This is a genomic window from Streptomyces racemochromogenes (assembly GCF_039535215.1).
Taxonomy (GTDB): Bacteria; Actinomycetota; Actinomycetes; order Streptomycetales; family Streptomycetaceae; genus Streptomyces; species Streptomyces racemochromogenes.
The window spans coordinates 1,520,294-1,543,888 of the sequence record NZ_BAAAWT010000001.1; the positions used below are offsets into that span (position 1 = coordinate 1,520,294).

Annotated in this window: 13 protein-coding genes; all 13 read right to left on the reverse strand. The window is 76.0% G+C overall.

What is annotated here, in order from left to right:
* Nucleotides 1–125: 125 nt before the first annotated feature.
* Nucleotides 126–947, reverse strand: coding sequence for a 4'-phosphopantetheinyl transferase superfamily protein (locus ABD973_RS06985; protein ID WP_125822849.1), 822 nt, complete (start codon nt 945–947; stop codon nt 126–128).
* Nucleotides 948–978: 31 nt separating this feature from the next.
* A complete protein-coding gene (locus tag ABD973_RS06990; RefSeq protein ID WP_345499259.1) occupies nt 979–2,376 on the reverse strand; it encodes an alkaline phosphatase family protein in 1,398 nt (465 codons plus the stop codon).
* The gene (gene eboE, locus ABD973_RS06995) at nt 2,373–3,587 is read right to left on the reverse strand and encodes a metabolite traffic protein EboE (protein ID WP_125822847.1); all 1,215 of its coding nucleotides are present in this window, start codon (nt 3,585–3,587) and stop codon (nt 2,373–2,375) included. Before eboE ends, ABD973_RS06990 begins: the two co-directional genes overlap by 4 nt.
* A 20-nt stretch (nt 3,588–3,607) precedes the next feature.
* Nucleotides 3,608–4,465, reverse strand: coding sequence for a TatD family hydrolase (locus tag ABD973_RS07000; RefSeq protein WP_125603945.1), 858 nt, complete (start codon nt 4,463–4,465; stop codon nt 3,608–3,610).
* A gap of 30 nt (nt 4,466–4,495) precedes the next feature.
* The gene (locus tag ABD973_RS07005; RefSeq protein WP_125822846.1) at nt 4,496–5,179 is read right to left on the reverse strand and encodes an EboA domain-containing protein; all 684 of its coding nucleotides are present in this window, start codon (nt 5,177–5,179) and stop codon (nt 4,496–4,498) included.
* Nucleotides 5,176–6,072 carry a sugar phosphate isomerase/epimerase family protein gene (locus ABD973_RS07010; RefSeq protein ID WP_345499264.1) on the reverse strand — a complete coding sequence of 299 codons (897 nt, stop codon included), beginning with the start codon at nt 6,070–6,072 and terminating at the stop codon, nt 5,176–5,178. Before ABD973_RS07010 ends, ABD973_RS07005 begins: the two co-directional genes overlap by 4 nt.
* On the reverse strand, nt 6,069–7,052 hold the full coding sequence (locus ABD973_RS07015) for an SCO3242 family prenyltransferase (protein WP_386382171.1): 984 nt from the start codon (nt 7,050–7,052) through the stop codon (nt 6,069–6,071). Before ABD973_RS07015 ends, ABD973_RS07010 begins: the two co-directional genes overlap by 4 nt.
* Nucleotides 7,049–8,248 carry an inositol-3-phosphate synthase gene (locus ABD973_RS07020; protein WP_125598723.1) on the reverse strand — a complete coding sequence of 400 codons (1,200 nt, stop codon included), beginning with the start codon at nt 8,246–8,248 and terminating at the stop codon, nt 7,049–7,051. Before ABD973_RS07020 ends, ABD973_RS07015 begins: the two co-directional genes overlap by 4 nt.
* A 92-nt stretch (nt 8,249–8,340) precedes the next feature.
* Nucleotides 8,341–9,129 carry a Tat pathway signal sequence domain protein gene (locus ABD973_RS07025; RefSeq protein ID WP_125598721.1) on the reverse strand — a complete coding sequence of 263 codons (789 nt, stop codon included), beginning with the start codon at nt 9,127–9,129 and terminating at the stop codon, nt 8,341–8,343.
* A 197-nt stretch (nt 9,130–9,326) separates the two neighbouring features.
* Complete coding sequence (locus ABD973_RS07030) at nt 9,327–10,748, reverse strand: MFS transporter (protein WP_345499267.1); 1,422 nt, start codon at nt 10,746–10,748, stop codon at nt 9,327–9,329.
* Nucleotides 10,745–11,755, reverse strand: a complete 1,011-nt coding sequence (locus tag ABD973_RS07035) for an ornithine carbamoyltransferase (protein ID WP_241253405.1) — start codon at nt 11,753–11,755, stop codon at nt 10,745–10,747. Before ABD973_RS07035 ends, ABD973_RS07030 begins: the two co-directional genes overlap by 4 nt.
* A 4-nt stretch (nt 11,756–11,759) precedes the next feature.
* The gene (locus ABD973_RS07040) at nt 11,760–18,296 is read right to left on the reverse strand and encodes an amino acid adenylation domain-containing protein (RefSeq protein WP_345499270.1); all 6,537 of its coding nucleotides are present in this window, start codon (nt 18,294–18,296) and stop codon (nt 11,760–11,762) included.
* Nucleotides 18,293–23,527, reverse strand: coding sequence for an amino acid adenylation domain-containing protein (locus ABD973_RS07045; protein WP_345499272.1), 5,235 nt, complete (start codon nt 23,525–23,527; stop codon nt 18,293–18,295). The genes ABD973_RS07040 and ABD973_RS07045 overlap by 4 nt, the downstream gene beginning before the upstream one ends.
* Between the last annotated feature and the right edge of the window lie 68 nt (nt 23,528–23,595).

Here is a 23,595-nt window from a genome sequence, read left to right on the forward strand (position 1 = left end):
GCGGGGAGGCGGGGTCTGCCGGCCGGGCCCGGCGGCCGGTCGGTTCGGGCCGGAAAGCGGGGCCCGGGGCCGGGGCCCGCTCCCGGGGGCCCCGGCCGGGGCCCCCGGGAGGTGATGGCGGGGGCCTACGCCGGGCGGTGGCGGTGGACCGGGCCCAGGGGGGAGCCGTCCACCGGACGGGCCAGGGAGGCCGACCAGTTGCCGTCCAGGTCGAGGTCGTCGATCTGCCAGCGGCTGACCTCGCCCTGGTAGCCGTGTTCCACCTCGACCGGGCCGGCCGTGCCCGGGGTGACGTCCAGGGCGTTGAGGTCGATGCCGAGCAGCCCCAGCCCCACCCCCTTGAGCACGGCCTCCTTGCGGGTCCACACCCGGTGGAAGGCCGCGGTCCGCTCCGGTCCGGCCGGCAGCGACAGGATGTAGGCGTGCTCGGCGGGGGCGAGGACGACATTGGCGAGGGAGCCCGACTCCACGGGCCGCAGCGCCTCGACGTCCACGCCGATCCAGTCCCCCGCGTGCAGGGCGAGCACCCCGCAGCCGCTGGTGCGGGTCAGGCTCACGGCGAGCCCGACGGCGGGGCTCGCCACGGCCGGCGGGCCGTGCTCCAGGTCCCCGCAGCCGGGGCAGACGCGGCGGCCGAGGGCCACCGTACGGGCCTCCACCCCCAGCAGCTCGCCGATCGCGCGCCGGGCGGCGGCCCGGGTCCGGATGAACGCGGCGGCGTCCTTCTCGGCCCGGTAGCGGCGGGCGCGTACCTGCTCGACCTCGTCCAGCAGGTCGAAGTCGGCCTGGTCCACCCGGTCCTCGAGCGGCCACCACCACACGTGTGCCTCGCCCGTGGCGCGCAGTCTCGCGGCCTGCCGTGCGGCCGTCACGGGCACGGGCAGTACACCGGTCGTGGCGGTGTGGTCGATGCGGCCGCGCACGGCGGTCAGGGTCTGGCTCGTCATCGGGTCCTCCTCTCCCCCCTTGAGGGCGTTGTCAGGTGAGTCCGCCCAGGCTCAGGAGCAGGTCCTTCACCTCGGTGGCGTGGTAGCGGGGCCGTTCCCGGGACGGGTCCGAGCAGAGCAGCACGGGCCCGTCCCGGTCGTCGCCGGGCAGCCGTCCGTGGCTGCCGCGGACGCAGCCGGGGTCGAGCGGCACCACCTGGAGCGGTGCGCGCATCCCCGCCTTCTTCTTCAGCACCGCGAGGGCCGCCTTCGCCTTGGCCGCCGGATCGGCGGGGTCGAAGAACAGCTCGGCCGGGTCGTAGCCCGGCTTGCGGTGGATCTCGACGCCGCGCGCGAAGTCCGGGGCGCGGGCGTCGTCGAGCCAGTAGTAGTACGTGAACCAGGCGTCGGGCTCCGAGACGGCGACGAGCTCGCCGGCGTTCGGGTGGTCGATGCCGTAGTCGGCCTGCTGGGTGCGGTCCCAGAGCTCGTCGACGCCGTCCAGGGACTTCAGTACGTCGCGCACGCGCGGGACGTCGCCCGGGTCGGCGACGTAGACGTGGGCGGCCTGGTGGTCGGCGACGGCGAAGGCCCGGGAGGTGTACGGGTCGAGGTACTCCATCCCGCGCTGGGCGTAGACGGACAGCAGGCCCTCGCGGCGCAGCGCGCGGTTGATGTCGACGGGCCGGCTGACGGGCGAGATGCCGTATTCGCTGAGGGCGACGACGGTGGTGCCGCGGTCGCGCAGGTCGGCGAGGAGCGGCCCGAGGGCGGCGTCGGCCTCGCGGGCGGCGCGGACGGCCTCGGGGCTGTCGGGGCCGAAGCGCTGGAGGTCGTAGTCGAGGTGCGGGACGTAGATGAAGGACAGGTCGGGGTCGCGGGTGTCGGCGACGTGCCGGGCGGCGCCGGCGATCCAGCGGGTGGAGGTGAGCGAGGCGGTCGGCCCCCAGTAGTTGAAGAGCGGGAACTCGCCCTGGGCGGCGGTCAGTTCGTCGCGCAGGGCGGCGGGGACGGTGTAGCAGTCGGGGGCCTTGCGGCCGTCGTAGTGGTAGACGGGGCGCGGGGTGAGGACGGTGTCGACGTCCGCTCCCATGGCCCACCACCAGCACAGGTACGCGGTGGTGTGGTCCGGGTCGCGTCGGCGGGCGGTCTGCCAGACCTTCTCGCCGCGGACGAGGGCGTTGTGCTGGCGCCACATCATCACTTCGCCGTGGTCGCGGAAGTACCAGCCGTTGCCGACGGCGCCGTGTTCGCGGGGCAGGGTGCCGGTGGTGAGGGTGGCCTGGACGGTGGCGGTGACCGCGGGGAACACCGTGTCGAGCGCGGCGGCGAAGCCCTGCTCCCCGATGGCCCGGACGTTCGGCATGTGCGGCAGCAGCCGGGGGGTGAGGCCGACGGTGCACAGGACGGCGGTCTTGCGCCGCCGGCCGGAGGGGGTGGGGGCGGTCATGAGCCGGGCTCCTTCTGCGCGGCGGGGGCGGTCGGGACCGGGGCGGGCGCGGTGAGGCCGAGTGCGGTCAGCTCCCGCGCCGTCCAGGCGAGTTCGGCGGCGATGCCCCGGGCGAGGCCGGCGTCGCCGACGGGCCGGGCCGCCTCGGGCAGCACGGACCAGGTGTACGTCTCCACCTCGACGTGGTCGGTGACGGCGTGGTCCCCGCCGAACAGGGTCCGCAGGGTGTCGCGCAGCACCGGCCGGGTGGAGGCCAGCGGCGGGGCGGGCTCCTCGTGCAGCGGCACGTGGTAGTGGATGCGCCAGGGTGCCTTGCCGGGCAGGGCTCCGGCCAGGGCGGGCCCGAGGTCGTCGGAGCCGTGGAGGCCGGTGCCGTCGGGGCCGGCCTCGCGGGTCTGGTGCAGGAAGCGCGGCTCGGCGAAGGCCGCCAGCGCCTCCCGGACCCGGGGGTCCTGCGGGTCGGTGGCCTCCAGGGCGCTGGAGGCCTGGAGCTTGACGACCTGGAGTCCGGCGGAGAGCAGCCGGCCGACGGCGGTGGCGGGGTCCTCGTGCGCGACGGCGAGGTGGCAGGCGTCCAGGCAGAGCCCGATCCGGTCGTGGTCGGCGCCGGAGAGGACCGCGACGGCCTGCTCGGTGGTCTCGGCGACGCAGCCCGGCTCGGGCTCGACGGCGACGCGCACGGTGCGGCCGGTCTCCGCCTCGATCCGGGCGAGGCCGGCGGCCAGCGCGTCGAGGTTGCGGGAGGCGGCGGCCGTGCGGGTGCGCGACCAGGCGGTGCGCCAGGCCAGCGGCAGGGTGGAGATCGAGCCGCGCTCGGCGTCGTCGGGCAGCAGTCCGGCGAGGATCCGGGCCAGGTTCAGGGTGTAGTCGAGGCGTGCGGGCTCGGACCAGTCGGGGTAGTACACGGCCCGTTTGACCACGGACGCGTGGAAGCCCCGGTAGGGGAAGCCGTTGAGGGTCACCGTCTCCAGGCCGCGGGCGGTGAGCTCGCGGCGCAGCCGGGTGACGGCGGCCGGGTCGGCGGCGAGGGCGGCGGCCGCGCCGACGGGCAGCCACAGGCCGAGGCCGACGAGGGGTTCGCCGGTGGCCCGGCGGACCGGTTCGGCGTACGTGTCGAGCTGGGCGGTGATCCCCTCCAGGGTTTCCGCGGGGTGCACGTTGGTGCAGTAGGCGAGGTGGACGGCGGTGCCGTCCGGGTGGCGGAAGCGCATCAGGCGTTCCTTCCTCCTGATCAGTTTCCGCCGCGGGCGATGGAGTTGCCCGCGAAGAGGCCGGCGGCCTGGACGTCCGTGTAGCCGTCGAGGCCGAGGCGGCCGGACTGGGCGTAGAAGGCGACCGGGTTGCGCCACAGCACGCGGTCCACGTCGTCCTCGTCGAAGCCGGCGGCGAGCATGGCCTCGGCGGTGGCGCGGGTGAGCAGCGGGTCGCTGTGGCCCCAGTCGGCGGCGGAGTTGACGAGGATCCGCTCGGTGCCGTGCTCCTTGAGGATGGCGACCATGCGGTCCGGGGTCATCTTGGTGTCGGGGTAGATGGAGAAGCCCATCCAGCAGCCGGAGTCGCGGACCTCGCGGACGGTGACCTCGTTGAGGTGGTCGAGGACGACGAAGCCGGGGTCGATGCCGGACTCGCGGATCACGGCGAGGGAGCGTCCGGTGCCGCCGGCCTTGTCGCGGTGCGGGGTGTGGACGAGGGCGGGGAGGGCGAACTCGACGGCGAGGGCGAGCTGGACGGCGAAGGCGTGGTCCTCGGCCTCGGTGACGGTGTCGTAGCCGATCTCGCCGACGGCGACGACCCCGTCCTTGGCGAGGTAGCGGGGCAGCAGGTCCAGTACGGGAGTGCAGCGCGGGTCGTTCGCCTCCTTGGGGTTGAGGCCGATGGTGCAGTGGTGGCTGATGCCGAACTGGGCGGCCCGGTAGGGCTCCCAGCCGAGGAGGGCGTCGAAGTAGTCGGTGAAGCTGGCGGGTGAGGTGCGGGGCTGGCCCAGCCAGAACGCGGGCTCGACCAGCGCGCGCACGCCGGCGGCGTGCATGGCCCGGTAGTCGTCCGTGGTGCGGGACGTCATGTGGATGTGCGGGTCGAAGATGCGCATGGTCGGGCTCCGGTCGGGGTTGGTGGGACGTCAGTTGTCGAGGGTGGCCACGAGCCACAGGTCGGCCGGCACGGTGCGGTCGGCGGCGCGCCGTTCGGCGGCGAAGCCGTGGGCCATGCGGGCGAGTTCGGCGTCGCGGCGTTCGTGCAGGCCGGCCACCTTGGCGAGGGGGATGCCGGTGAACAGGCATTTGAGGACGGCCTGGCGCCAGCGGTACTGGTCGAGGTGGGCGCGGGCGTAGGGGCCGAGGGCGGCGGCGATGAGGCGGTTGTCGTTGGTGCGCAGGGCGTCGTCGGTGAGGTGTGCGGCGCGGGCGCCGACCGGCAGGAACGGCAGGGCGCGCAGGACGCCGCGGCGTTCGGCGGCGTCGCCGTGTGCGTAGCGTTCGGCGGCTTCGGCGGTCAGGGCGGCGCCGGAGGTGCCGTACCGGGTCAGGGCGAGCAGCAGGACGGTGCGTACGGCGTCCTCGACGGCCCAGTCGGCCCAGCCCGGCAGGGGGCCGCGGCCGTATTCGCGTCCGGCGGCGGGGAAGCGCCGGTCCAGGGCGGCGGGGCCGACGGCCGCGACGGCGTCCTCGGCGGCGGTGAGCCGGGTGCGGTGTTCCTGGTCGAGGACGGAGCGCAGGGACTCGCGGAGGGTGCGCAGGGTCAGCGCGTCGTGTACGGCGCTGTCCGCGAGGGTGGCGGCGGGCGGGGCGAGGGTGGGGGCGGTCATACCGGTACGGCCTCCTTCTGTGGGGTCCGCCGCTGCGGCCGCCGGCCGGCGGCGGCGTGCAGGAAGGCGATGCTGTGGCGGGCCGACTCCGCTCCGGCGTGGCTGTGGCGCGGGAGTTCGACGGAGACGAGGCCCTGGTAGCCGGCGTCGGCGAGGGCGCGCAGGACGGGCGGGAAGTCGATCTCCCCCTCGCCGAAGGGGAGGTGCTCGTGGGTGCCCCGGCGCATGTCCTCGATCTGGACGTGGGCGAGGCGGTCGGCGGCCAGGGCCACGCAGTCGGCGACGGGCCAGGGCTCCAGGCAGCGGCAGTGGCCGAGGTCCAGGGTGAGGCGGAAGCGGTCCGGCCGGCCGAGGTCGGCCAGCAGCCGGCGGTAGCCGGCGAGGTCGGCGACGAGCATGCCCGGCTCGGGTTCGAAGGCCAGGTCGATCCCGGCGGCCTCGGCGTGCGCGAGGGTTTCGGCGCAGCCGTCGACCAGCCGTCGCCAGGCCTCTTCGCGGGTGGTGTCGGGGTCGGGGGTGCCGCTCCAGAAGTGCACGGCTCCGGCGCCCAGGACGGCGGCGATGCCGACGGCCCGGCGCAGCAGGTCGAGGCGGAGCGCGCGGCCCGCCGGATCGGTGGTCAGCAGGGTGGGCCGGTGCTTGTGGCGCGGGTCGAGGAGGTAGCGGGCGCCGGTCTCGATCACGACGTCCAGGCCGGTGTCGTCCAGGGCGCGCCGGATCCCGTTCAGGCGGGCGGCGAGTCCGGGGGCGTACGGGTCCAGGTGCTGGTGGTCCAGGGTGAGCGCGACGCCCTCGTAGCCGAGGTCGGCGAGGAGGCGCAGGGCGTCGTCGAGGCGGTGGTCGGCGAGGCCGTTGGTGCCGTACGCGAAGCGGAGCGCGGCGGGTGCGCTCATGTCGGGGAGACCTTCCGGGCGAGCCGGCGCGCCACCGGCAGGGCGGCGGCGAGCGCGGCGGCGGGCCGGGGGGCTCCGGCCCGGGCGGCCAGGGCGGCCTGGAGGGGCAGGAGGGCGTGGATGCCGGCGCCGACGGCCCGCCGTACCTCGGGGGCGGCGGGGTGGCGGACGGCTCGGGCGAGGGCGGGTCCGTAGCCGGCGCCGTAGAGGGCGAGGGCGGCGCCCTGTACGGGTCCGGTGCCGCGGCGGAGGGTGCCCGCGGCCGCGGCGGCACAGGCCAGGGCGGTCAGGGCGGCCTCGTACGGCGGGGCGCCCGCGACCTCGTGGCGGCTGAGCCGGGTCAGGGCCAGGGTGTGGCCGGCGACGGCGGCGGCCGGTGCGAGGGCCGGGCGCAGGGGGCCGGGGCCGGTGCCGTGCAGGACGTCGAGGCCGCGGGCGGCGGCCATCACGGCGGGCCCGAGGGGGGTGTTCTTGGCCCCGAGGTCGTAGGCCCACACGGCGGCGGCCAGGGGCAGGGTCCGGGTGAGGACGGTACGGGTCCCGCCGGCGAGGGCGGCGGCGCCCAGTCCGGCGGCGGTGAGCGCGGCGGCCGTGGTGAGGGCGGCGCGGGGGCTGATCCGGCCGGACGGCAGGGGCCGTTCGGGCCGCTCGGCGGCGTCCTGTTGCCGGTCGGCCCAGTCGTTGAGGGCCATGCCCGCCCAGTAGAGGCAGACGGAGGAGCCGGCCAGGCCCAGGGTGCGGGGGCCGGCGCCGCGGCCCGCGGCCAGCGCCCCGGCGAGGACGTCGCCGGGGACGGTGATCGCGGCGGGCGCCCGGAGCAGCTCGGCGTAGGCGCGCAGGGTGCGGCGGGCCCGGAAGGCACGGCCGGGGAAGGGCGGCAGGTGCGCCGGCGTCTCGGTGGCGGTGGTGCGGGGGCGGGCCGCCGGCCCGGCCGTGGCGGCGGGGGCGGCGTTCGCGGCGGGGGCGGCCGCGGGGGTCACGGCCGGGCTCCGCTCAGCGGGTCCGGGCGTACCGGCGCGGGGGCGGTGGCCCAGGCGCGCAGGGTCTCGTACTGGAGGGTGAGGTTGTGCTCGGCGGAGCCGGCCGGGTCCTTGAAGAAGAAGCCGAGGGCGGTCAGCGCCCCGGCCTCGCCGCGCCGGCCGGCCAGCGCGGTGAGCCGTACGAGGTCCAGGACCAGCGGGGCGGCGAGCGCGGAGTCGCAGCCCTGCCAGGTGAACTGCATGGTCATGCGGACGCCGAGGAAGCCCTCGAAGGAGATGTGGTCCCAGGCGGTCTTCCACTCCCCCATCTCGGGGACGTTGTCGATGTGGGTCTGCCCCTGGACGGGGTGCCCGACGGTGTCCTCCAGGGCGCGCTGCTTGGACTCGGTCTTGGAGCGGGCGGCGGCCGGGTCGGCGAGGGTGGCGCCGTCTCCGCCGCCGAGCAGGTTGGTGCCGGACCAGGAGCGCAGGCGCAGCGCGCGCTGGGTGAACATGGGCGCGAGGGCGCTCTTGACGAGGGTCTCGCCGGTCTTGCCGTCGCGGCCGGCGTGCGGGACGCGGCGCAGCCGGGACAGTTCCTCCAGTGCGGGCAGGCCGGCGCCCGCCGAGGGGGTGAAGTTGACGTAGGAGCAGCCCGCGGTGAAGGCGGCGTAGGCGTAGAGGGAGCTGGGGGGCAGGGTCACCGAGCCGGCGGCGAGGCCCGCCTCGAGGGCGGCGAGGTCCAGGAAGGCCGGGTCGGGGTCGGGCAGCGGCTCCGTGGAGGAGACGTTGACGACGACGACCTGTTCCAGGGCGTGCCGGTCGCGGAAGGCGGCCATGTCCTCGGCGAGGCGGGCGGCGGTCTCGGACTGGGACTCGCCCGGGCGGGCGGATCCGTCGCGGATCTCCAGCTCGGCGGCGGCCAGCGGGGCGTCCAGCGCCCCCAGGACGGACGCGGGCAGCACTCCCGCGTCCACGAGCTGCCGGGCCCTCGCCGACAGCGGTGTGCCGACGACGTCGTGGCCGCCGAACACCAGGTCGGCGAGGGCCGGGAGGGGCGCGTCCGCGAAAGGGGGGGTTTCGGTGACGCACCCGACGGGGGAGGCGGCGCCCGCGACGACGGCGGCGGCGCCGGCGACGGCGGCCGTGGCGACCGAGCCGCGCGCGCCGACCATCCAGACGCCGATTCGGGGTGCTGATCCGGTCGTGTCTCGCATGGTGTGCCAATCCTCCTGAGCCGTAAGGAATCTGGTGCCGGGGTGTGGGGTCCGGGGCCCGTCCGGTACGGCGGACGGGCCCGAGGCGGGGGCTACTTGCCCAGGTCGGCCGGGTAGGGCCAGACGTCGAACGCCGCGGTGACCTTGGCGTCGGAGCGGCACAGCCACTTGGCGGTGACCTTGTTGACCACGTGCCTGGGCAGGTGCTTGTTGTCGTTGGCGTCGTTGACCGGCTTGCCGATCGACTGGAGCTCCCAGGCCGTGCCGGCGAGGCGGTTGATGTGCGCCCAGAAGCGGCGGTCGATGTCCAGCAGCTGGAAGGACTGCAGGTAGGCGTGCCAGCGGTGGTAGGCCTGGGTGGGGGTGGGCGGCGTGTAGTTCATCATGTGGACCTTGTTGCCGGCGGGGCGGCGCGGGTCGAAGAGGGTGCCCTGGCCGAACTCCTGGAACGCGAAGACGAGGCCCTTCGGGTCGCGGCCGTACCACTTGTCGTAGACCTTCTTCTGCTCTCGGGAGAGCAGTTCGAAGTGGGCGCGGTTCGGCTGGATGATCTCGATCCAGCTGCGCGGGTAGCGGCCGCCCTTGCGGGTGGCGGCCCAGGCGTCGTACGACTTGGTGAACCCGCCGAAGGGGGCGGTGATCGCCCCGACCGCGGCCTTCATCTCCGCGCTGGGGTTGTAGTACGACATCTCGTCGTAGTCGTACCAGAACTCGCTCGCCCAGCGGTCGCCCACCAGGCCCTCGACCTTGGGCAGCTCCGGGCGGTGGCGGCCGTGGGCGGCGGCCGGCGTCGCACCGGCGAGGCCGACGGTGGCGGCGGCTCCGGCGACGCCGAGGGCGGTCCGCAGGACGCTCCTCCGGTCCATGGAGTTGAGCGGCATGGTCGTGCTCCTTCGGGGTCTGGCGCGGATGCGGACGGGCATTCGGGGTACTGCGATGACCTGTACTTTTCCGTGGCCCGCTATGGCCGCTCTATACGTTCCGTACGTGTGTCCGGGCCCGGGGAACGCGGCCGCGCAGGCCCCCTGGGCGGGGGCCTGCGCGGGTTCGGGGCGGGGGCGGGGCGGGGCGTGAAGGGCTACGCCTCCAGGGGGTTGCGGCGCAGGGCGGGCGAGAGCAGCGCGGCGAGCGCGGTGAGGCCCATGGCGGCGCTGAGGCCGAGGACGGTACGGGTGGGCCCGTACGCCTCCAGGGCGAAGCCCGCGGCGACGGGTCCGGCGGCCATGGCCCCGCCGCCGACCAGCATGGCGAGGGAGTTGGCCCTCCCCCGCATCCGGTCGGGGGCGACGCGGACCATGAAGACCCCGCCGGCGACGTTGAAGACGCCGCCGACGTAGCCGCTGGCCGCGAAGAGGGCGCCGAGGGCGAAGGGGGCCCGCAGGACGGCGACGGGCACCATGAGCGCCGTCCAGACGGCCAGCCCGCCGAGGACGAGGGTGCGCAGGGAGAACCGGGTGGCCCACCAGCCGCCGCTGATGGCGCCGACGAGCCCGCCGGCCCCGCTCAGCGAGAGGACGAGGCCGATCTCGAACTGCGAGCCGCCCTTCTCCTGGATCCCGGTCATCACCGCGAGGTTGAGGCCCTGGAAGAGCAGGTTGGAGACGGCCACGGCGGCCATGACGGCGCGCAGGAAGTGCTGGCGCCACATCCAGACGAGCCCCTCCCTGACGTCCGCGAGGAGGTCGGGGCGCGGGCCGGTCCGCTCGGCCTGGAGCTTGCCGCGGACCCCGAACAGCAGAGCCACGGACGCCAGTTGGCCGACGAGAGCCGCCACGTAGGGGAAGGAGGCCCCGAGGGCGACCAGGCCGCTGCCCAGGGGCTGGCCGGCGATGGCCGCGCCGCGGGTGCGGGCCTCGTTGCCGGTGAGGGCGGCGGGGAGCTGTCCGGCGGGGACGACGGCGGGGACGGCGGCCCGCTCGGCGAGCTGGTGCAGGACGCCGAGGGTGCCCTCCACGAAGGCGGCGGCGAGCAGGGCCCACAGCCAGACGTGGCCGCTGAGCAGCAGCGCCGCGACCGCCCCGGCGACCAGCGCCTGTCCGAGGCCGGCACCGAGCATGATCCGGCGCCGGTCCCAGCGGTCGACGAGGGCGCCGCCGGGGAGCTGGACGAGGAGCTGCGGGAGGAGCAGGGCGGTGCCGACCAGGCCGGCGTCGCCGGGCGAGCCGGTCAGCCACAGCACGGTGAGCGGGTAGGCCACGGCGGTGGCCCGCCCGGCGAGGAGCGACAGCCCGGCGCCGCCCCAGAGCAGCGAGAAGTCCCGGTTCCGCCGCAGCGGCACCTCCTCGCCCCCGGCGGGGTCCCCGGCCTCCGCTTCGGTCACGTCCCCGGCCCGGGTGGGCTCGGCCGCAGCCGCGGCGGGGGCTCGCGTGACGGCCCCGGCGGGGGCGGCCGGACCCGGGTTCCCGGCGTCGGAGACGGCGTCGGCGTCGGCGTCGGCGGCCTCGTTCAGGTGCCACTGGAGGACCGCCGGGTCGGTCGCCGTCTTCGGCGGCGGGGTCACCGTACGGCCAGGGCGGGGCGGAGCCCGGCCAGGTCGTCCGCGGCGGCGTCCGGGCCGGAGTGGGTGTACTCCAGTACCGCCATCGCGCTGTGCATCTTGTTGGTGGCCTGGGCGAAGGCGATGCTCATCGGCCCGTCCAGCACCTCCGCGGTGACCTCCTCGCCCCGGTGGGCGGGCAGGTCGTGCATGAAGGCGGCGCGCGGGCTGCCCTCCCACAGTCCGGCGGTGACCTGGAAAGGGGCGAAGATCTCCCGCCAGTTCGCGTCCGGCTTCTCGGTGCCCGTGGTCTGCCAGCGCGTCGTGTAGACGACGTCGAAGCCCTCGGGCAGCAGGTCCATGTCGTGCCGCTCCACGAGCACCGCGCCCGTCCGCTCGGCCTGGGCCAGCGCCCTGCGCGCGAGGGACGGCAGCAGCCCGTAGCCGGGCGGGGTGCGCAGTTCGAAGTGGACGCCCGGGAAGCGGGTGAGGGCCAGGGCGAGGGCGGCGGCGGTGTTGTTGCCCTCGCCGACGTACAGGATGCGCAGCCCCTCGATCCGGCCGAAGTGGCGCAGCAGGGTGGTGAGGTCGGTGAGGGCCTGGGTGGGGTGCTCCTCGGCGCTCATGGCGTTGACGACGGCCATCCGGTCCTGGGCGGCCCAGCCGCGCAGTTCGGCCTCGGGTCCGGCGGTGCGGGCGACGAGGACGTCGAGCATGCCGGACAGGACGCGGCCGGTGTCCTCGACGGACTCCCCGGTGTTGAGCTGGAGGTCGCCGGGGCCGTAGGCGACGGTCTTCGCGCCGACGCGCAGGGCGCCGGAGGAGAAGGCGGTGCGGGTGCGGGTGGAGGTCTTGGCGAAGTAGATGCCGGCGACGAGGCCGTCGAGGGCGTCGGAGCCGGTGGCGGTGCCGGCCGAGAACTGGGCTCCGCGGGCGACGATGCGGCGCAGGTCCAGGTCGGTGAGGTCGTCGATGGAGATCAGGTGGCGGGCGGGGCGGCGGCCCCGCCGGTCGGTGGTGTGGCGGTCCATCGGATCAGCCCTTCCGGGGGTGGTCTGCGCCGTCCTCGCGGGCGGCGGCTTCGAGCGCGGTGGCCGTCTGGGCGACCGTGTGGTTGCGGAGCGCGGTGGCCAGGTCGAGGGCCAGTCCGTGCCTGCGGGCGGTGACGAGCAGGGGTGCGACCAGCAGGGAGTCCCCGCCGAGGTCGCGGAAGTCGTCGTGGACGCCGACCTGTTCGAGGCCGAGTACCTCGCGCCAGACCTCGGCGAGCACCTTCTCCAGGTCGGTGCGGGGGGCGGTGTACGGCAGGGGGGTCGCGGTGGCCTGGCGGGAGGCCAGGGCGGCCTTGTCGCGCTTGCCGTTCGCGGTCAGCGGGAGCCGGGCGACGACGGTGACGGTGGCCGGGATGACGGCGGCGGGCAGGACGGTGCGCAGCCGGTCGCGCAGGGCGGCCACCTCGACGGGCGCCCCGTCGGCGGGGACCACCCAGGCGGCGAGCCGCTTGCCGCCGTCGGCGGCGTCCACGGGGGTGACGAGCGCCTCGCGGACGGCCGGGTCGGCGGTCAGGGCGGCCTCGGCCTCGCCGGGTTCGACGCGGTGGCCGCGGATCTTGACCTGCTCGTCGGCGCGGCCGGTGAACTCCAGGATGCCGCCGGGCAGGAGGCGGGCGAGGTCGCCGGTGCGGTAGATGCGGGTGCCGGGGAGTCCGTACGGGTCCGGGAGGAACGATTCGGCGGTGAGTGCGGGCTGTCCCGCGTACCCCCGGGCCAGTCCCTCGCCGCCGAGCCAGACCTCGCCGGCGATGCCGTCGGGCACCGGCCGCAGCCGCTCGTCGAGGATCCTCAGCAGCACGCCGGGCAGGCTGGAGCCGAGCGGGACGAGGGTGCGGCCCGTGTTGGGGCGGACGTACCCGAAGGTGGCGGCGACGGTGGCCTCGGTGGGCCCGTACTCGGAGCCGAGCAGCATCCGCCCGCCGGCCGCGGCGATCCGGGCGGAGACCCGCTCGGCCTGCGCGGTCGGGTAGGCGTCGCCGGCGCAGACGGTGATCCCGGCGAGGCCGCCGAGCTCGCTGTCGGTGAGCTGCGCCTCCAGCAGCTGGAGGTGGCCGGGGGTCAGGCCGGCGAAGGAGTACGGGGCGCCGGCCAGCAGCAGCGGGCCGAACTCGCCCGGCTGCCAGTCCTGCGGCAGCAGGTGCACCCGCTGCCCGGTGAGCAGCGGCGCGTACAGGGCGGGCAGGCCCAGGTCGAAGCCGACGGAGGTGAACCAGGGGGCGCCGCCGGTGCCGGCCTCCGCGTAGGCCCGTACGGCCCAGTCGAGGTAGTGGGCGAGGGCCCGGTGGGTGACCTCGACGCCCTTGGGGGTGCCGGTGGAGCCGGAGGTGTGCAGGACGTACGCCAGCCGGTCCGGGTCGAGGGCCAGGCCGAGCGGGCCGCCGTCGCCCTCGTGGGAGACGTCCTCGGTGGCGAGCACCCGCCCCTCGGGCAGGATCCCGGCGAAGCGCGGGGCGTACGAGGCCTGCGTGAGGGCCAGTTCGAAGCCGAGCCCGGCGATCCGGGCGTCCGGGGTGCAGGGGTCGACCGGGAGCTGCGCCGCGCCGGCCTTCCACACGCCGAGCAGGGCGGCCACCAGTTCGGGCCCGCGGTCCAGCAGGACGGCGACCCGGGTCTCGGGGCCGGCGCCGAGGGCGCGCAGCCGGCGGGCGATGCGGTTGGCCCGCTCGTCGAGCTCGGCGTAGGAGGTGCCGGGGGCGCCGGCACCGGTGAGGGCGGTGGCCCACGGGGTGCGGGCGGCCCGTGCCTCGAAGCCGGTGAGGACGTCCACCGGGGTCTCGGGGTGCGGCAGCGGCGGCGCGGCCAGGCGGGCCCTCTCGTACGGGGTGGGGAAGGCGCCGGTGGCGTCCCCGTCGGCCCCGGTGCGGGCCATCTCGGCGAGCACGGCCCGGTAGAGCCCGGCGAGGCGTTCGGCGTTGGCCTTGGCGAGGGTCCTCGTACGGGAGGCGATCGACATGTGGCCGCGCACCGGGGTGCCGACGACGAGCGGGAACTCGTTGGGGCTGTCGTCGCGGCTGGCCATGATGTCGATGAGTTCGACGTCGACCTGGTGGAAGTCCAGGTAGTGGAAGAGCACGTCGATCAGGTGGCTCTCGCCGCCGGGCACGCGCATGGCGGGCATCGGGTAGCGGCGGTGCGGCCACAGCGAGACCTCGCGGGCGAACACCTCCTGGGCCAGCTCGCCCCAGGTAGCGGCGCCCGTGCGGTAGGGGAAGGGCACGGAGTTGAGGTACATGCCGGAGACCCGCTCGGCGCCGGCCTCCTCGGGGCGGGCGTCGGCGACCATGCCGCCGCGGAAGGCCCCGGCCCGGGTCAGCATCGACAGGACCTTGCCGTGCGCGGCGTGCAGGACGCTCTTGTACGGGACCTGCGCGGCGGAGGCGAGCGCGCGCAGGCCCGGCTCGACCTCGGCGAGGTCGATGTCGATGCGGTAGCGCTCGTCGATGCCGTGCGGGTCGCCGCCCCAGCCGGTGGGGATGGTGAACTTGTCGTGGGAGTCGACGAGTTCGCGCCAGTAGTCGCGGTCCCCGGCGTCGGCCAGGGAGCGCAGCTCGCCGGCGATGAAGTCGGCGTAGCGCACGGCCGGGACGGGCGGGGCCGGTTCGGGCTCGCCGCCGGTGCGGATGGCGTTGTAGGCGCGGAGCAGCTCCATCAGCTGGGAGTGGTAGCTCCAGCCCTCGATGACGGGGTGGCACTCGGTGATGGACAGCCACCAGCTCTCGTCGTCGACGAGGTGGACGGCCATCCGCATGAGGGGGGCGGCGGTGAGGTCGAACAGCTCCTCGCGGTCGCGGTCGGCGAAGGACCACAGGGTGGACTCGCGTTCCTCGCGGGGCAGGTGGCGCAGGTCCTCGAAGACGCACGGCATGGAGACGGTGCCGACGGCGTGGACGAGCTGGAGGGGCTCGCTGTAGCCGGCCATGGCGAAGGAGGTCCGCATCACCTCGTGGCGTTCGACGATCAGGTCGGCGGCGCGCCGGAAGACCTCGGGGTCGAAGGGGAGGGCGTCGCGGATCCGGAAGGAGGTGATGTTGTGGTAGCGGTTCTCGCCGCTGCGGCCGTGCATCTCGACGAGCATTCCGGCCTGGATCCGGGAGACCGGGTAGGCGTCGGTGACGTCGGCGGGCAGGGTGAGCCGGTCCTCCTCGGAGATCAGGGCGAAGGGGGCGACGGGGCCGTCGGCGCGTTCGGCGGAGCCGTCGCCGGTCTGGTCGCCGAGGGCGGCGCGGAGCCTGGCGACGGTGCGGTGTTCGAAGACGTCGCGGACGCTGGTCTCCCAGCCGGCCTCGCGCAGGGCGCCGACGAGGGAGACGGCGCGGATGGAGTCGCCGCCGAGGTCGAAGTAGTTGTCGTGGACGCCGACCTTCTCCAGGCCGAGGACCTGGGCCCAGACGGCGGCGATGGAGGCCTCGGCGGCGTCGCGGGCCTCGACGTGCTCGCCGACGGCGGTGGCCTCGCGGCCGGGGGCGGGCAGGGCGCGCCGGTCGAGCTTGCCGTTGGCGGTGAGCGGGAGGGCGTCCAGGCGCAGGTAGGCGGAGGGGATCATGTAGGCGGGCAGGGCCTCGGCCAGCGTGTCCTTGAGGGCGGCGGGGGCCAGTGCGCCCTCGTCGGCGCCGGGGGCGGGGACGAGGTAGGCGACCAGCTGCTTGTCGCCGGGGGTGTCCTCGCGGACGAGGGCGACGGCCTCCCCGACGGCAGGCAGCGCGGTGAGGGCGGTCTCGATCTCGCCGAGTTCGATGCGGTAGCCGCGGAGTTTGACCTGGTGGTCGATGCGGGCGACGAAGTCGAGGCTGCCGTCGGGCAGGACCCGGGCGAGGTCGCCGGTGCGGTAGATGCGGGCGCCGGGTGCGCCGTACGGGTCGGGCAGGAAGCGTTCCGCGGTGAGGTCGGGGCGGCCGGCGTAGCCGCGGGCCAGGCCGGTGCCGCCGATCCACACCTCGCCGGGGACGCCCAGCGGCAGTGGCCGCAGCCGCTCGTCGAGGACGTACATGGTGGTGTGGGGGATGGCCCGGCCGATGGAGACGAGCTCGGTGGTGACGGGGCCGCGGGGGGCGCCGTCGGCGGCGAGGAAGTGCGCCGAGTTGCCGACGGTGATCTCGGTGGGGCCGTACTCGGCGGCGAGGCGGGTGCCGTCGGGGCCCGCGGCAGCCGCCCAGCGTTCGGCGAGGCGGTGGGTGAAGGAGTCGCCGGCGGCGATGACCAGTCCGGCCAGGTCGCGGACCTGCGCGGGCTCCAGCTGCTGGGAGAGCAGGTCGAGGTGGCCGGGGGTGAGCTTGATGAAGGCGTACGGTCCCCCGTCCGCGAGCAGCGCGCCCAGGTCGGCGGTGTCGAAGTCCTGGGGCAGCAGGTGGACGCTCTGCCCGGTCATCAGCGGGGCGTACAGGTCGGGGACGCCCAGGTCGAAGGCGACGGAGGAGAACAGGGGGGCGCCGCCGGTGCCGGCCGAGGCGTAGGCGCCGGCGGTCCAGGTGAGGTAGTTGGCCAGGCCCCGGTGGCCGATGAGGACGCCCTTGGGCTTGCCGGTGGAGCCGGAGGTGTAGATGACGTAGGCGAGCTGGTCGAGGTCGTGGGCGGCGGGCAGTTCGGCCTCGGCGGTGGCGAGGGCGGTGCGCTCGGCCGGGTCGTCGACGACGACGAGGGACACGGCCCCGTTCTCGAAGCGGCAGGCGTGCCGGGACTGGGTGACGACGAGGCGGGTGCCGGTGTCGCCGAGCATGTAGGCGATCCGCTCGTCCGGGTAGCCCGGGTCGATCGGCACGTACGCGGCGGCGGCCCGCCAGATGCCCAGCAGGGCGGCGACCAGGTCGGGGCCCCGGTCCAGGAGCACGCCCACGGTGTCGTCGGGGCGTACGCCGAGCCCGACCAGGCGGCGGGCGAAGGAGTCGGCGCTGGCGTCGAGTTCGGCGTACGTGAGCTCGCCGCCGGCGTGCCGGACGGCGACCGCGCCGGGGGTGGCGGCCATCCGCTCGGCGATGGTCTCGAAGACGGGCCGCAGGGCGGCGGCGTCCACGGGGGCGCCGACGGGCTCGGCGGGGCCGTCGAGGAGCAGGGCGCGCTCGGCGCCGCCGATGAACTCCAGGGTGGACAGGGGCGCGCCGGGGTTTTCGGCGACGGCGGCGAGCAGGGCGGCGTAGTGGCCGGTGATCCGCTCGGCGGTGGCGGCCTCGAACAGGTCGGTGGCGTACTCCAGGGCGCCGTGCAGGGAGCCGTCGGGGCGTTCGGCGAGGTGCATGGTGAGGTCGAAGCGGGCGATCTTGCCGCTGGCGGCGACCGGGCCGGCCGTGAGGCCGGGCAGGTCGGGGCTGTCGGAGCCCTGCCCGGAGGCCAGGTCGAACATCACCTGGAAGAGGGGGGTGGTGGACAGGTCGCGTTCGGGCTCCAGCTCGTCGGCGATCCTGTCGAAGGGGGTGTCCTGGTGGTCGAAGGCGTCCAGGACGGCGGTGCGGTTGCCGGCGAGCAGCTCGCGGAAGGCGGGGTCGCCCTGCCAGCGGCCGCGCAGCACCAGGCTGTTGTAGGCGTAGCCGGCCATCTGCTGGAGTTCGGGGCGGGTGCGGCCGGAGACGGCCGTGCCGACGCTGACGTCCCGCTTGCCGGTGTAGCGGCCCAGCAGTGCCTGGTAGGCGCTGAGCAGGACCATGAAGAGGGTGGCGCCCTCCTGTTCGGCGAGGGTGCGCAGCCGGGCGGCGGTGGCGGCCGGCACGTCGAACTCGGTGACGGCGCCGGCCCAGCCGCGCACGGAGGGCCGGGGCCGGTCGGTGGGCAGTCCGAGCGGTTCGGTGCCGGCGAGCTGTCCGCGCCACCAGTCGAGGGCGGCCTCGGCGGCGGGGCCGCTCTGGCGGGCGTTCATCCAGGCCGCGTAGTCGGCGTACTGGACGGGCGGTTCGGGCAGTACGCCGTCCAGCGGGCCGGTGGTGGTCACGGCGGCCCGGTAGCAGGCGGCCAGGTCGGCGAGGAGTAGCGGCCGGGTCAGCGCGTCGCAGGCGATGTGGTGCATGACCACGACCAGGACGTGGTCGTCGGCGGCCAGGCGCAGCAGCCGCACCCGCAGCGGGGCCTGGGTGGCCAGGTCGAACACCTCGGTGGCGCGGGCCCGGGCGAAGGCGGCCGCGGCGGCGTCCCGGTCGGCGTCGGCGACGCCGCTGACCTCGGTGACGGCGTAGTCGACGGGGCCGGCCGCGTCGACGCACTGGCGGGGCTCGGTGCCGTCGAGGAGGTAGCGGGTGCGCAGGATCTCGTGGCGGGCGGCCAGCGCGTCGAAGGAGCGGCGCAGGGCGTTCTCGTCGAGGGGGCCGCGCAGCCGGTGGGCGAGCGGCAGGAGGTACTCGGGGCTGTCCGGGTCGAGCTGGTGCAGGAACCACAGCTGGCGCTGGCCCGCGGAGAGCGCCAGCGGCGCCCCCCGGTCGGCGCGCGGGATCCCGGTACGGGCCGGGCCGCCCGCGGCGCGGCCCGCGCGGCCGGCGAGCCGTCTGCGCAGCAGCTCCGCGCGCAGCTCGTCCTGCGTGGGTGCGGTGGGTGCGGTCACGGCTGGTACTCCCTGTGGGCGATGGCGAGTTCGGCGTGGTCGAGGGTCTCGATCTCGAGGCGGACGGCCTCTTCGACGGCTGCGGCGAGACCGGCGACGGTGGGGTGCTCGAAGACGGCGCGCAGCGGCATCTCGACGTCGAACTCCTCGTGGAGTCGGGCGATGACGCGGGCGGCGAGGACGGAGTTCCCGCCGATCCGGAAGAAGCCCTGGCGGGCGCCGATCCGGCGGGTGGTGCCGTCCTCCCCGGCGAGGACCTCGGCCCAGATCTCGGCGACGATCTCCTCGACCGGGCCCTCCGGCGCGGTGTACGGCTCGTCGGAGAGGGCCGCGGCGAGGTCGGGGGCGGGCAGGGCCGCCGTGTCGACCTTGTTGTGCCGGGTGAGCGGGATCTCCGGTACGGGTACCAGCAGCGCGGGGACCATGTAGTCCGGCAGGCTGCGGGCGCAGTGGTCGAGGAGTTCGGAGTCCCCGGGCGGGTTGGAGCCGCTGGGGACCCAGTAGGCGACGAGCGCGGCGGTGGAGCCCGTGCCGTGCACGACGACCGCGCACTGCGAGACGCCGGGGTGCTCGGCGAGGACGCCCTGCACCTCGCCGGTCTCCACGCGGCGGCCGCGGATCTTGGCCTGGCCGTCGGCGCGGCCGGCGAACTCGATGGTGCCGTCGGCGGACATCCGGGCCCGGTCGCCGGTGCGGTAGAGGCGGGCGCCGGGGTTTCCGTACGGATCGGGGACGAAAAGGGCCCCGGTCAGGCCGGGGCGGCCGTGGTAGCCGCGGGCCAGGCCGGCGCCGCCGACGCATAGTTCGCCGGTGGTCCCGTACGGGACGGGCTCCAGGTACTCGTCCAGGACGCGGGCGGTGACGTGCGGGTAGGCGCGGCCGACGGGTACGGCCGTTGCGGTGTCGTGGGCGTCCCAGCGGGTGGCGGCGATGGTGGTCTCGGTGAGCCCGTACTCGTTGACGAACCGCAGCAGGCGGCGGGACAGGTCCCGGGCCAGGGCGGGCGGGCAGGGCTCGCCGCCGGTCTGGCCGACGAGCGGGCGTCGGCCGAGTCCCGCGTCGATGAGCATCTGCCAGTGCGGCGGGGCGACCTGGAGGTGGCTGACGCCGTGCTCCTCGATGAGCCGCAGCTGTGCGGCGTGGTCGCCGAGGTCCCGCTCCTGTGCCAGGACCACGCGGCCGCCGGCGACGAGCGGCATCAGCAGCTCGGTGCAGGAGATGTCGAAGGTGGGCTGGGCCAGGGCAAGCCAGGCGTCGTCGGGGCCCTGCCCGAAGTCCAGGTGGGCCTGCGATGCGCGGAGCATGGCCAGCAGGGTCCGGTGCTCGACGGCGACGCCCTTGGGGCGGCCGGTGGAGCCGGAGGTGTACATGATGTACGCGAGCCGCGCCGGGTCGGCCGGTGCCTCCGGCGGTGTGGTGGACCAGGACGGCGGCCCCTCGCTGTGCGGCCGGGCGGTACGGGCCCACGCGTCGAGCCCGTCGGCGGCGAGCGCCGGGTCGCTGGCCGAGGCCAGGGCGGCGGCGCCCGCGGCGGCGGCGACCCCGGCGCCGGGCGCCCGGGCGGCGAGCCCGGAACCCTGCGGAGCGCCGGAGGCGGCGGCGAGGCGGGTGTCGGTGTCCACCGCCAGCCAGGGGCCCTCGTGGTGGCCGCGCAGCCGGGTGGCGCCGGCCAGGTCGGAGACCAGCAGGGTGGCGCCGGCGTCCCGCAGGACGTAGCCGAGGCGGTCGTCGGGGGCCGCCGGGTCGAGCGGTACGTAGGCGGCGCCGGCCTTCCAGGTGCCGAGGTAGGCGGCGATCAGGTCGGGGGTGCGGCCCAGCATGACGGCGACGGTGGTCTCGGGGCCCGCGCCCAGTTCCCGCAGCCGCTGCCCGAAGGCCTCGGCGCGGCGTTCCAGCCGGGCGTAGCTCCAGCTCTCGCCGCCGCAGACGACGGCGGTCTCCTGCGGGGTGCGGCGGGCGACGGCCGCGACGGCGGTGTGCACGGTGTCCTCGGCGGCCCGGCCGGCGCCGGGTTCGGGGGCGCCCGGGCCCAGGGCCAGGAGCTCCGCGCGCAGGGCGGGCGGGAGCAGGTCGGCGCGGCCGAGGCGGACCCCGGGGTCGGCGGTGACGGACTCCAGCAGCCGGACCCAGCCGGCGGCGAACCGTTCGACGGTGGCCGCGTCGAAGAGGGAGGTGGCGTACTCGACCATGCCGAGCAGGGAGCCGTCGGCCTGCCGCTGCACGACGAAGGTGAGGTCGGTGCGGGCGGAGCGCCAGGCTCCGCGGAAGGCGTCGACGTCGTCGGCGGCCGTGGCGGTACCGGTGCGGCCCTCCTCGTGCAGGTCGAACATGACCTGGTAGAGGGGGGTGCGGGCGGGGTCCCGGGACTCGTCCAGCTCGGCGACGAGCCGGTCGAAGGGCAGGTCCTGGTGGGCGAAGGCGGCCCGGGCGGTGTCGCGGACCCGGACCAGTGCCTCGGCGAAGGTGGCGTCGGCGGGGGCGTCGCAGCGCATCACCAGGGTGTTGAGGAAGAAGCCGACGACGTCGGCGACCTCGGGCCGCTCGCGCCCGGCGACGGGCACGCCGACGGGGACGTCCCACTGGCCGGTGAGCCGGGCCACGAGGGTCCCGAACACGGTCAGCAGGGTCTGCTGGAGGGTGGCGCCGTGGCCGCGTCCGAGGGCGGCGGCCCGTTCGGCCAGCTCGGCGGGGATGGTGAACACGTGGGCGGCGCCGAGTCCGTCGCGGACGGCGGGCCGGGGCCGGTCGGCGGGCAGGTCGACGGGGAGGATGCCCTCCAGGGCCTGCTTCCAGTACGAGAGCTCCGCGCCGGCGGCGGATCCGGCCAGCCGCCGCCGCTGGTGGGCGGCGTGGTCGGCGTACTGCACGGGCAGGGCGGGCAGTTCGGCGGTGGTGCCGTGGTGGTGGGCGGCGGCGAGGGCCAGCAGGTCGCGTTCGAGGACGACGGAGGACCAGCCGTCGCAGGCGATGTGGTGGACGGACAGCACGAGGTGCAGGGAGTCCGTGCCGCGTACGGTCAGGGCGCGCCAGACGGGGCCGTCCTCCAGGTCGAAGGGCCGACTGAACTCGTCCTCGATCAGGGCGCCCCGGGCGGACGCCGTGTCCGCGCGGGTGGTGCGCAGCTCGACGCGGGCGTCGGCGTCGGCGATCTGGACGGGCTCGGCAGCGCGCAGGACGTAGCGGGTGCGCAGGATCTCGTGGCGTTCGGCGAGGCCGGTCAGGGCGGCGGCGACGGTGGTGTCGGCGTACTCGTGCGGCAGGGTGATGAAGACGGGCGCGTTCCACTCGGCGCTGCCGGGGCGCATCCGGTCCATCAGCCACAGGCCCTGCTGGCCGGGCGACAGGGGCAGGCCCTGCGCGGGGCGTTCCACGGGCCGGACGGTCTCGTCGGCGTCGGCGTCGGCTCCGGCGGCGGTGGCGGCGAGGGCGGGGGCGTCGGCGAGCAGGGCGGCCTGGGCCTCCACGGTGGTGGCGGTGAACAGGGCGCGCAGCGGGACCCGGGTGCCGGCGGCGGCCGTCAGGGCCTCGGCGAGCCGGCTGAGGAGCAGGGAGGCGCCGCCGAGCTGGAAGAAGTCGTTGGTGGCGCCGATCCGGTCGGCGGGGATGCCGAGGAGGGCGGACCACTGCTCGGCGACGACCCGTTCGGCGGGGGTGCGCACGGGGACGTGGGCGCCCTCGGCGGCGGAGGCGGCCGCGGCGGCCGGCTCGGGCAGGGCGGAGCGGTCGATCTTGCCGTTGGCGGTGAGCGGGAACTCGGCGACGGGCACGTAGAGGGACGGGATCAGCGGGTCGGGCAGGGCGCGGCGCAGGAAGGTGCGCAGTTCCTCGGGGCGCAGCAGCTCGCCGCGGGACTGGACCCAGGCGACGAGGCGGTGTCCGCCGGAGCCGTCGGGGACGGCGGCGGCGACGGCGCCGCGGACCCAGGGGTGGGCGGCGAGGGCGGCCTCGACCTCGCCGGTCTCTATGCGGACGCCGTTGACCTTGACCTGGTGGTCGAGGCGGCCGAGGTACTCCAGGGTGCCGTCGGCGAGCCAGCGGACGCGGTCGCCGGTGCGGTAGAGCCGCTCGCCGGGGGCGCCGTACGGGTCGGGCACGAAGCGTTCGGCGGTCTGGTCGGGGCGGCCCTGGTAGCCGAGGGCGAGGCCGACGCCGCCGGCGTGCAGTTCGCCGGGGACGCCGACGGGCACGGGCCGGCCGGCCGGGTCGAGGACGAGGGCCCGCATGTGGGCGATGGGGCGGCCGATGGGGACGGCGCCGGTCTGCTGGGCCGGGTCCCAGCGGTGCTCGGTGACGTCGACGGAGGCTTCGGTGGGGCCGTAGGTGTTCCAGATCTCGGCGCGCGGGGCCAGCTCGGCGAGCGTCCGGCAGAGTTCGGCGTGCAGCGGCTCGCCCGCGCTGAAGATCAGCCGCAGGGCGCCGGCGTCCTCCCAGCCGGCCTGTTCGACCAGGCGCCGGTAGACGGAGGGCACGCCCTGCAGGACGGTGACCCCGTGCGCGGCGACGGCGCGCAGCAGGGCGGCCGGGTCGCGTTCGGCGTCCTCGGGGGCGACGGCGACCGCGCCGCCGCTGATCAGCGGGGAGAAGACCTCCAGGCCGGCGGCGTCGAAGCCGATGGTGGTCTTCAGCAGGAAGCGGTCGGCGGCGCCCAGCTTGTGGCGGTGGGCCAGCCAGCGGACCCGGTTGGCGATGCCGCCGTGCGGGACCAGGACGCCCTTGGGGCGGCCGGTGGAGCCGGAGGTGTGCAGGACGTACGCGGGCCGGGCGGCGTCGGGGGCCAGCGGGAAGGCGGCGGCCTCCTCGTCCGGTACGGTCCGCGGCGCGTCGGTGACGTCGAGGACGTTGGTGCCGGCGGGCAGCCGGGCGGCGGTGCCCTGCGCGGCGAGGACGACGGCCGCGCCGGCGTCCTCCAGCACGAGGGCGAGGCGGGCCTCGGGGTAGTGGGGGTCGAGGGGGACGTAGGCGGCGCCGGCGAACCAGACGCCGAGCAGCGCGGCGACCAGTTCCGGGCCGCGGGGCAGGCAGACGCCGACGAAGTCGCCGGGGGCCACGCCCCGGGCGCGCAGGGCCGCGGCGTAGCGGGCGGCGAGCCCGTCCAGGGCGGCGTAGTCGAGGACGGCTCCGTCGGCGCCGAGGACGGCGGGGGCCTCGGGGGTGCGGGCGGCCTGGGCCCTGAACAGGGCGGGCAGCAGCAGACGGCCGGGGGCGGATCCCGACTGCGTACGGTCGTTCACGTTCTCTCCTTCATCGGGATCGGGTGGCGTCGGCCGTGCCCGAGGCCTTGGCGGTCCGGGACGGGCCC

Coding starts and splice junctions, on each gene's coding strand:
- ABD973_RS07020 (WP_125598723.1), bottom strand. CDS start 8,248: ATGCGAGACACGACCGGATCAGCACCCCGAATCGGCGTCTGGATGGTC.
- ABD973_RS07005 (WP_125822846.1), bottom strand. CDS start 5,179: ATGACCGCCCCCACCCTCGCCCCGCCCGCCGCCACCCTCGCGGACAGC.
- ABD973_RS06985 (WP_125822849.1), bottom strand. CDS start 947: ATGACGAGCCAGACCCTGACCGCCGTGCGCGGCCGCATCGACCACACC.
- ABD973_RS07025 (WP_125598721.1), bottom strand. CDS start 9,129: ATGCCGCTCAACTCCATGGACCGGAGGAGCGTCCTGCGGACCGCCCTC.
- ABD973_RS06990 (WP_345499259.1), bottom strand. CDS start 2,376: ATGACCGCCCCCACCCCCTCCGGCCGGCGGCGCAAGACCGCCGTCCTG.
- eboE (WP_125822847.1), bottom strand. CDS start 3,587: ATGCGCTTCCGCCACCCGGACGGCACCGCCGTCCACCTCGCCTACTGC.
- ABD973_RS07010 (WP_345499264.1), bottom strand. CDS start 6,072: ATGAGCGCACCCGCCGCGCTCCGCTTCGCGTACGGCACCAACGGCCTC.
- ABD973_RS07000 (WP_125603945.1), bottom strand. CDS start 4,465: ATGCGCATCTTCGACCCGCACATCCACATGACGTCCCGCACCACGGAC.
- ABD973_RS07035 (WP_241253405.1), bottom strand. CDS start 11,755: ATGGACCGCCACACCACCGACCGGCGGGGCCGCCGCCCCGCCCGCCAC.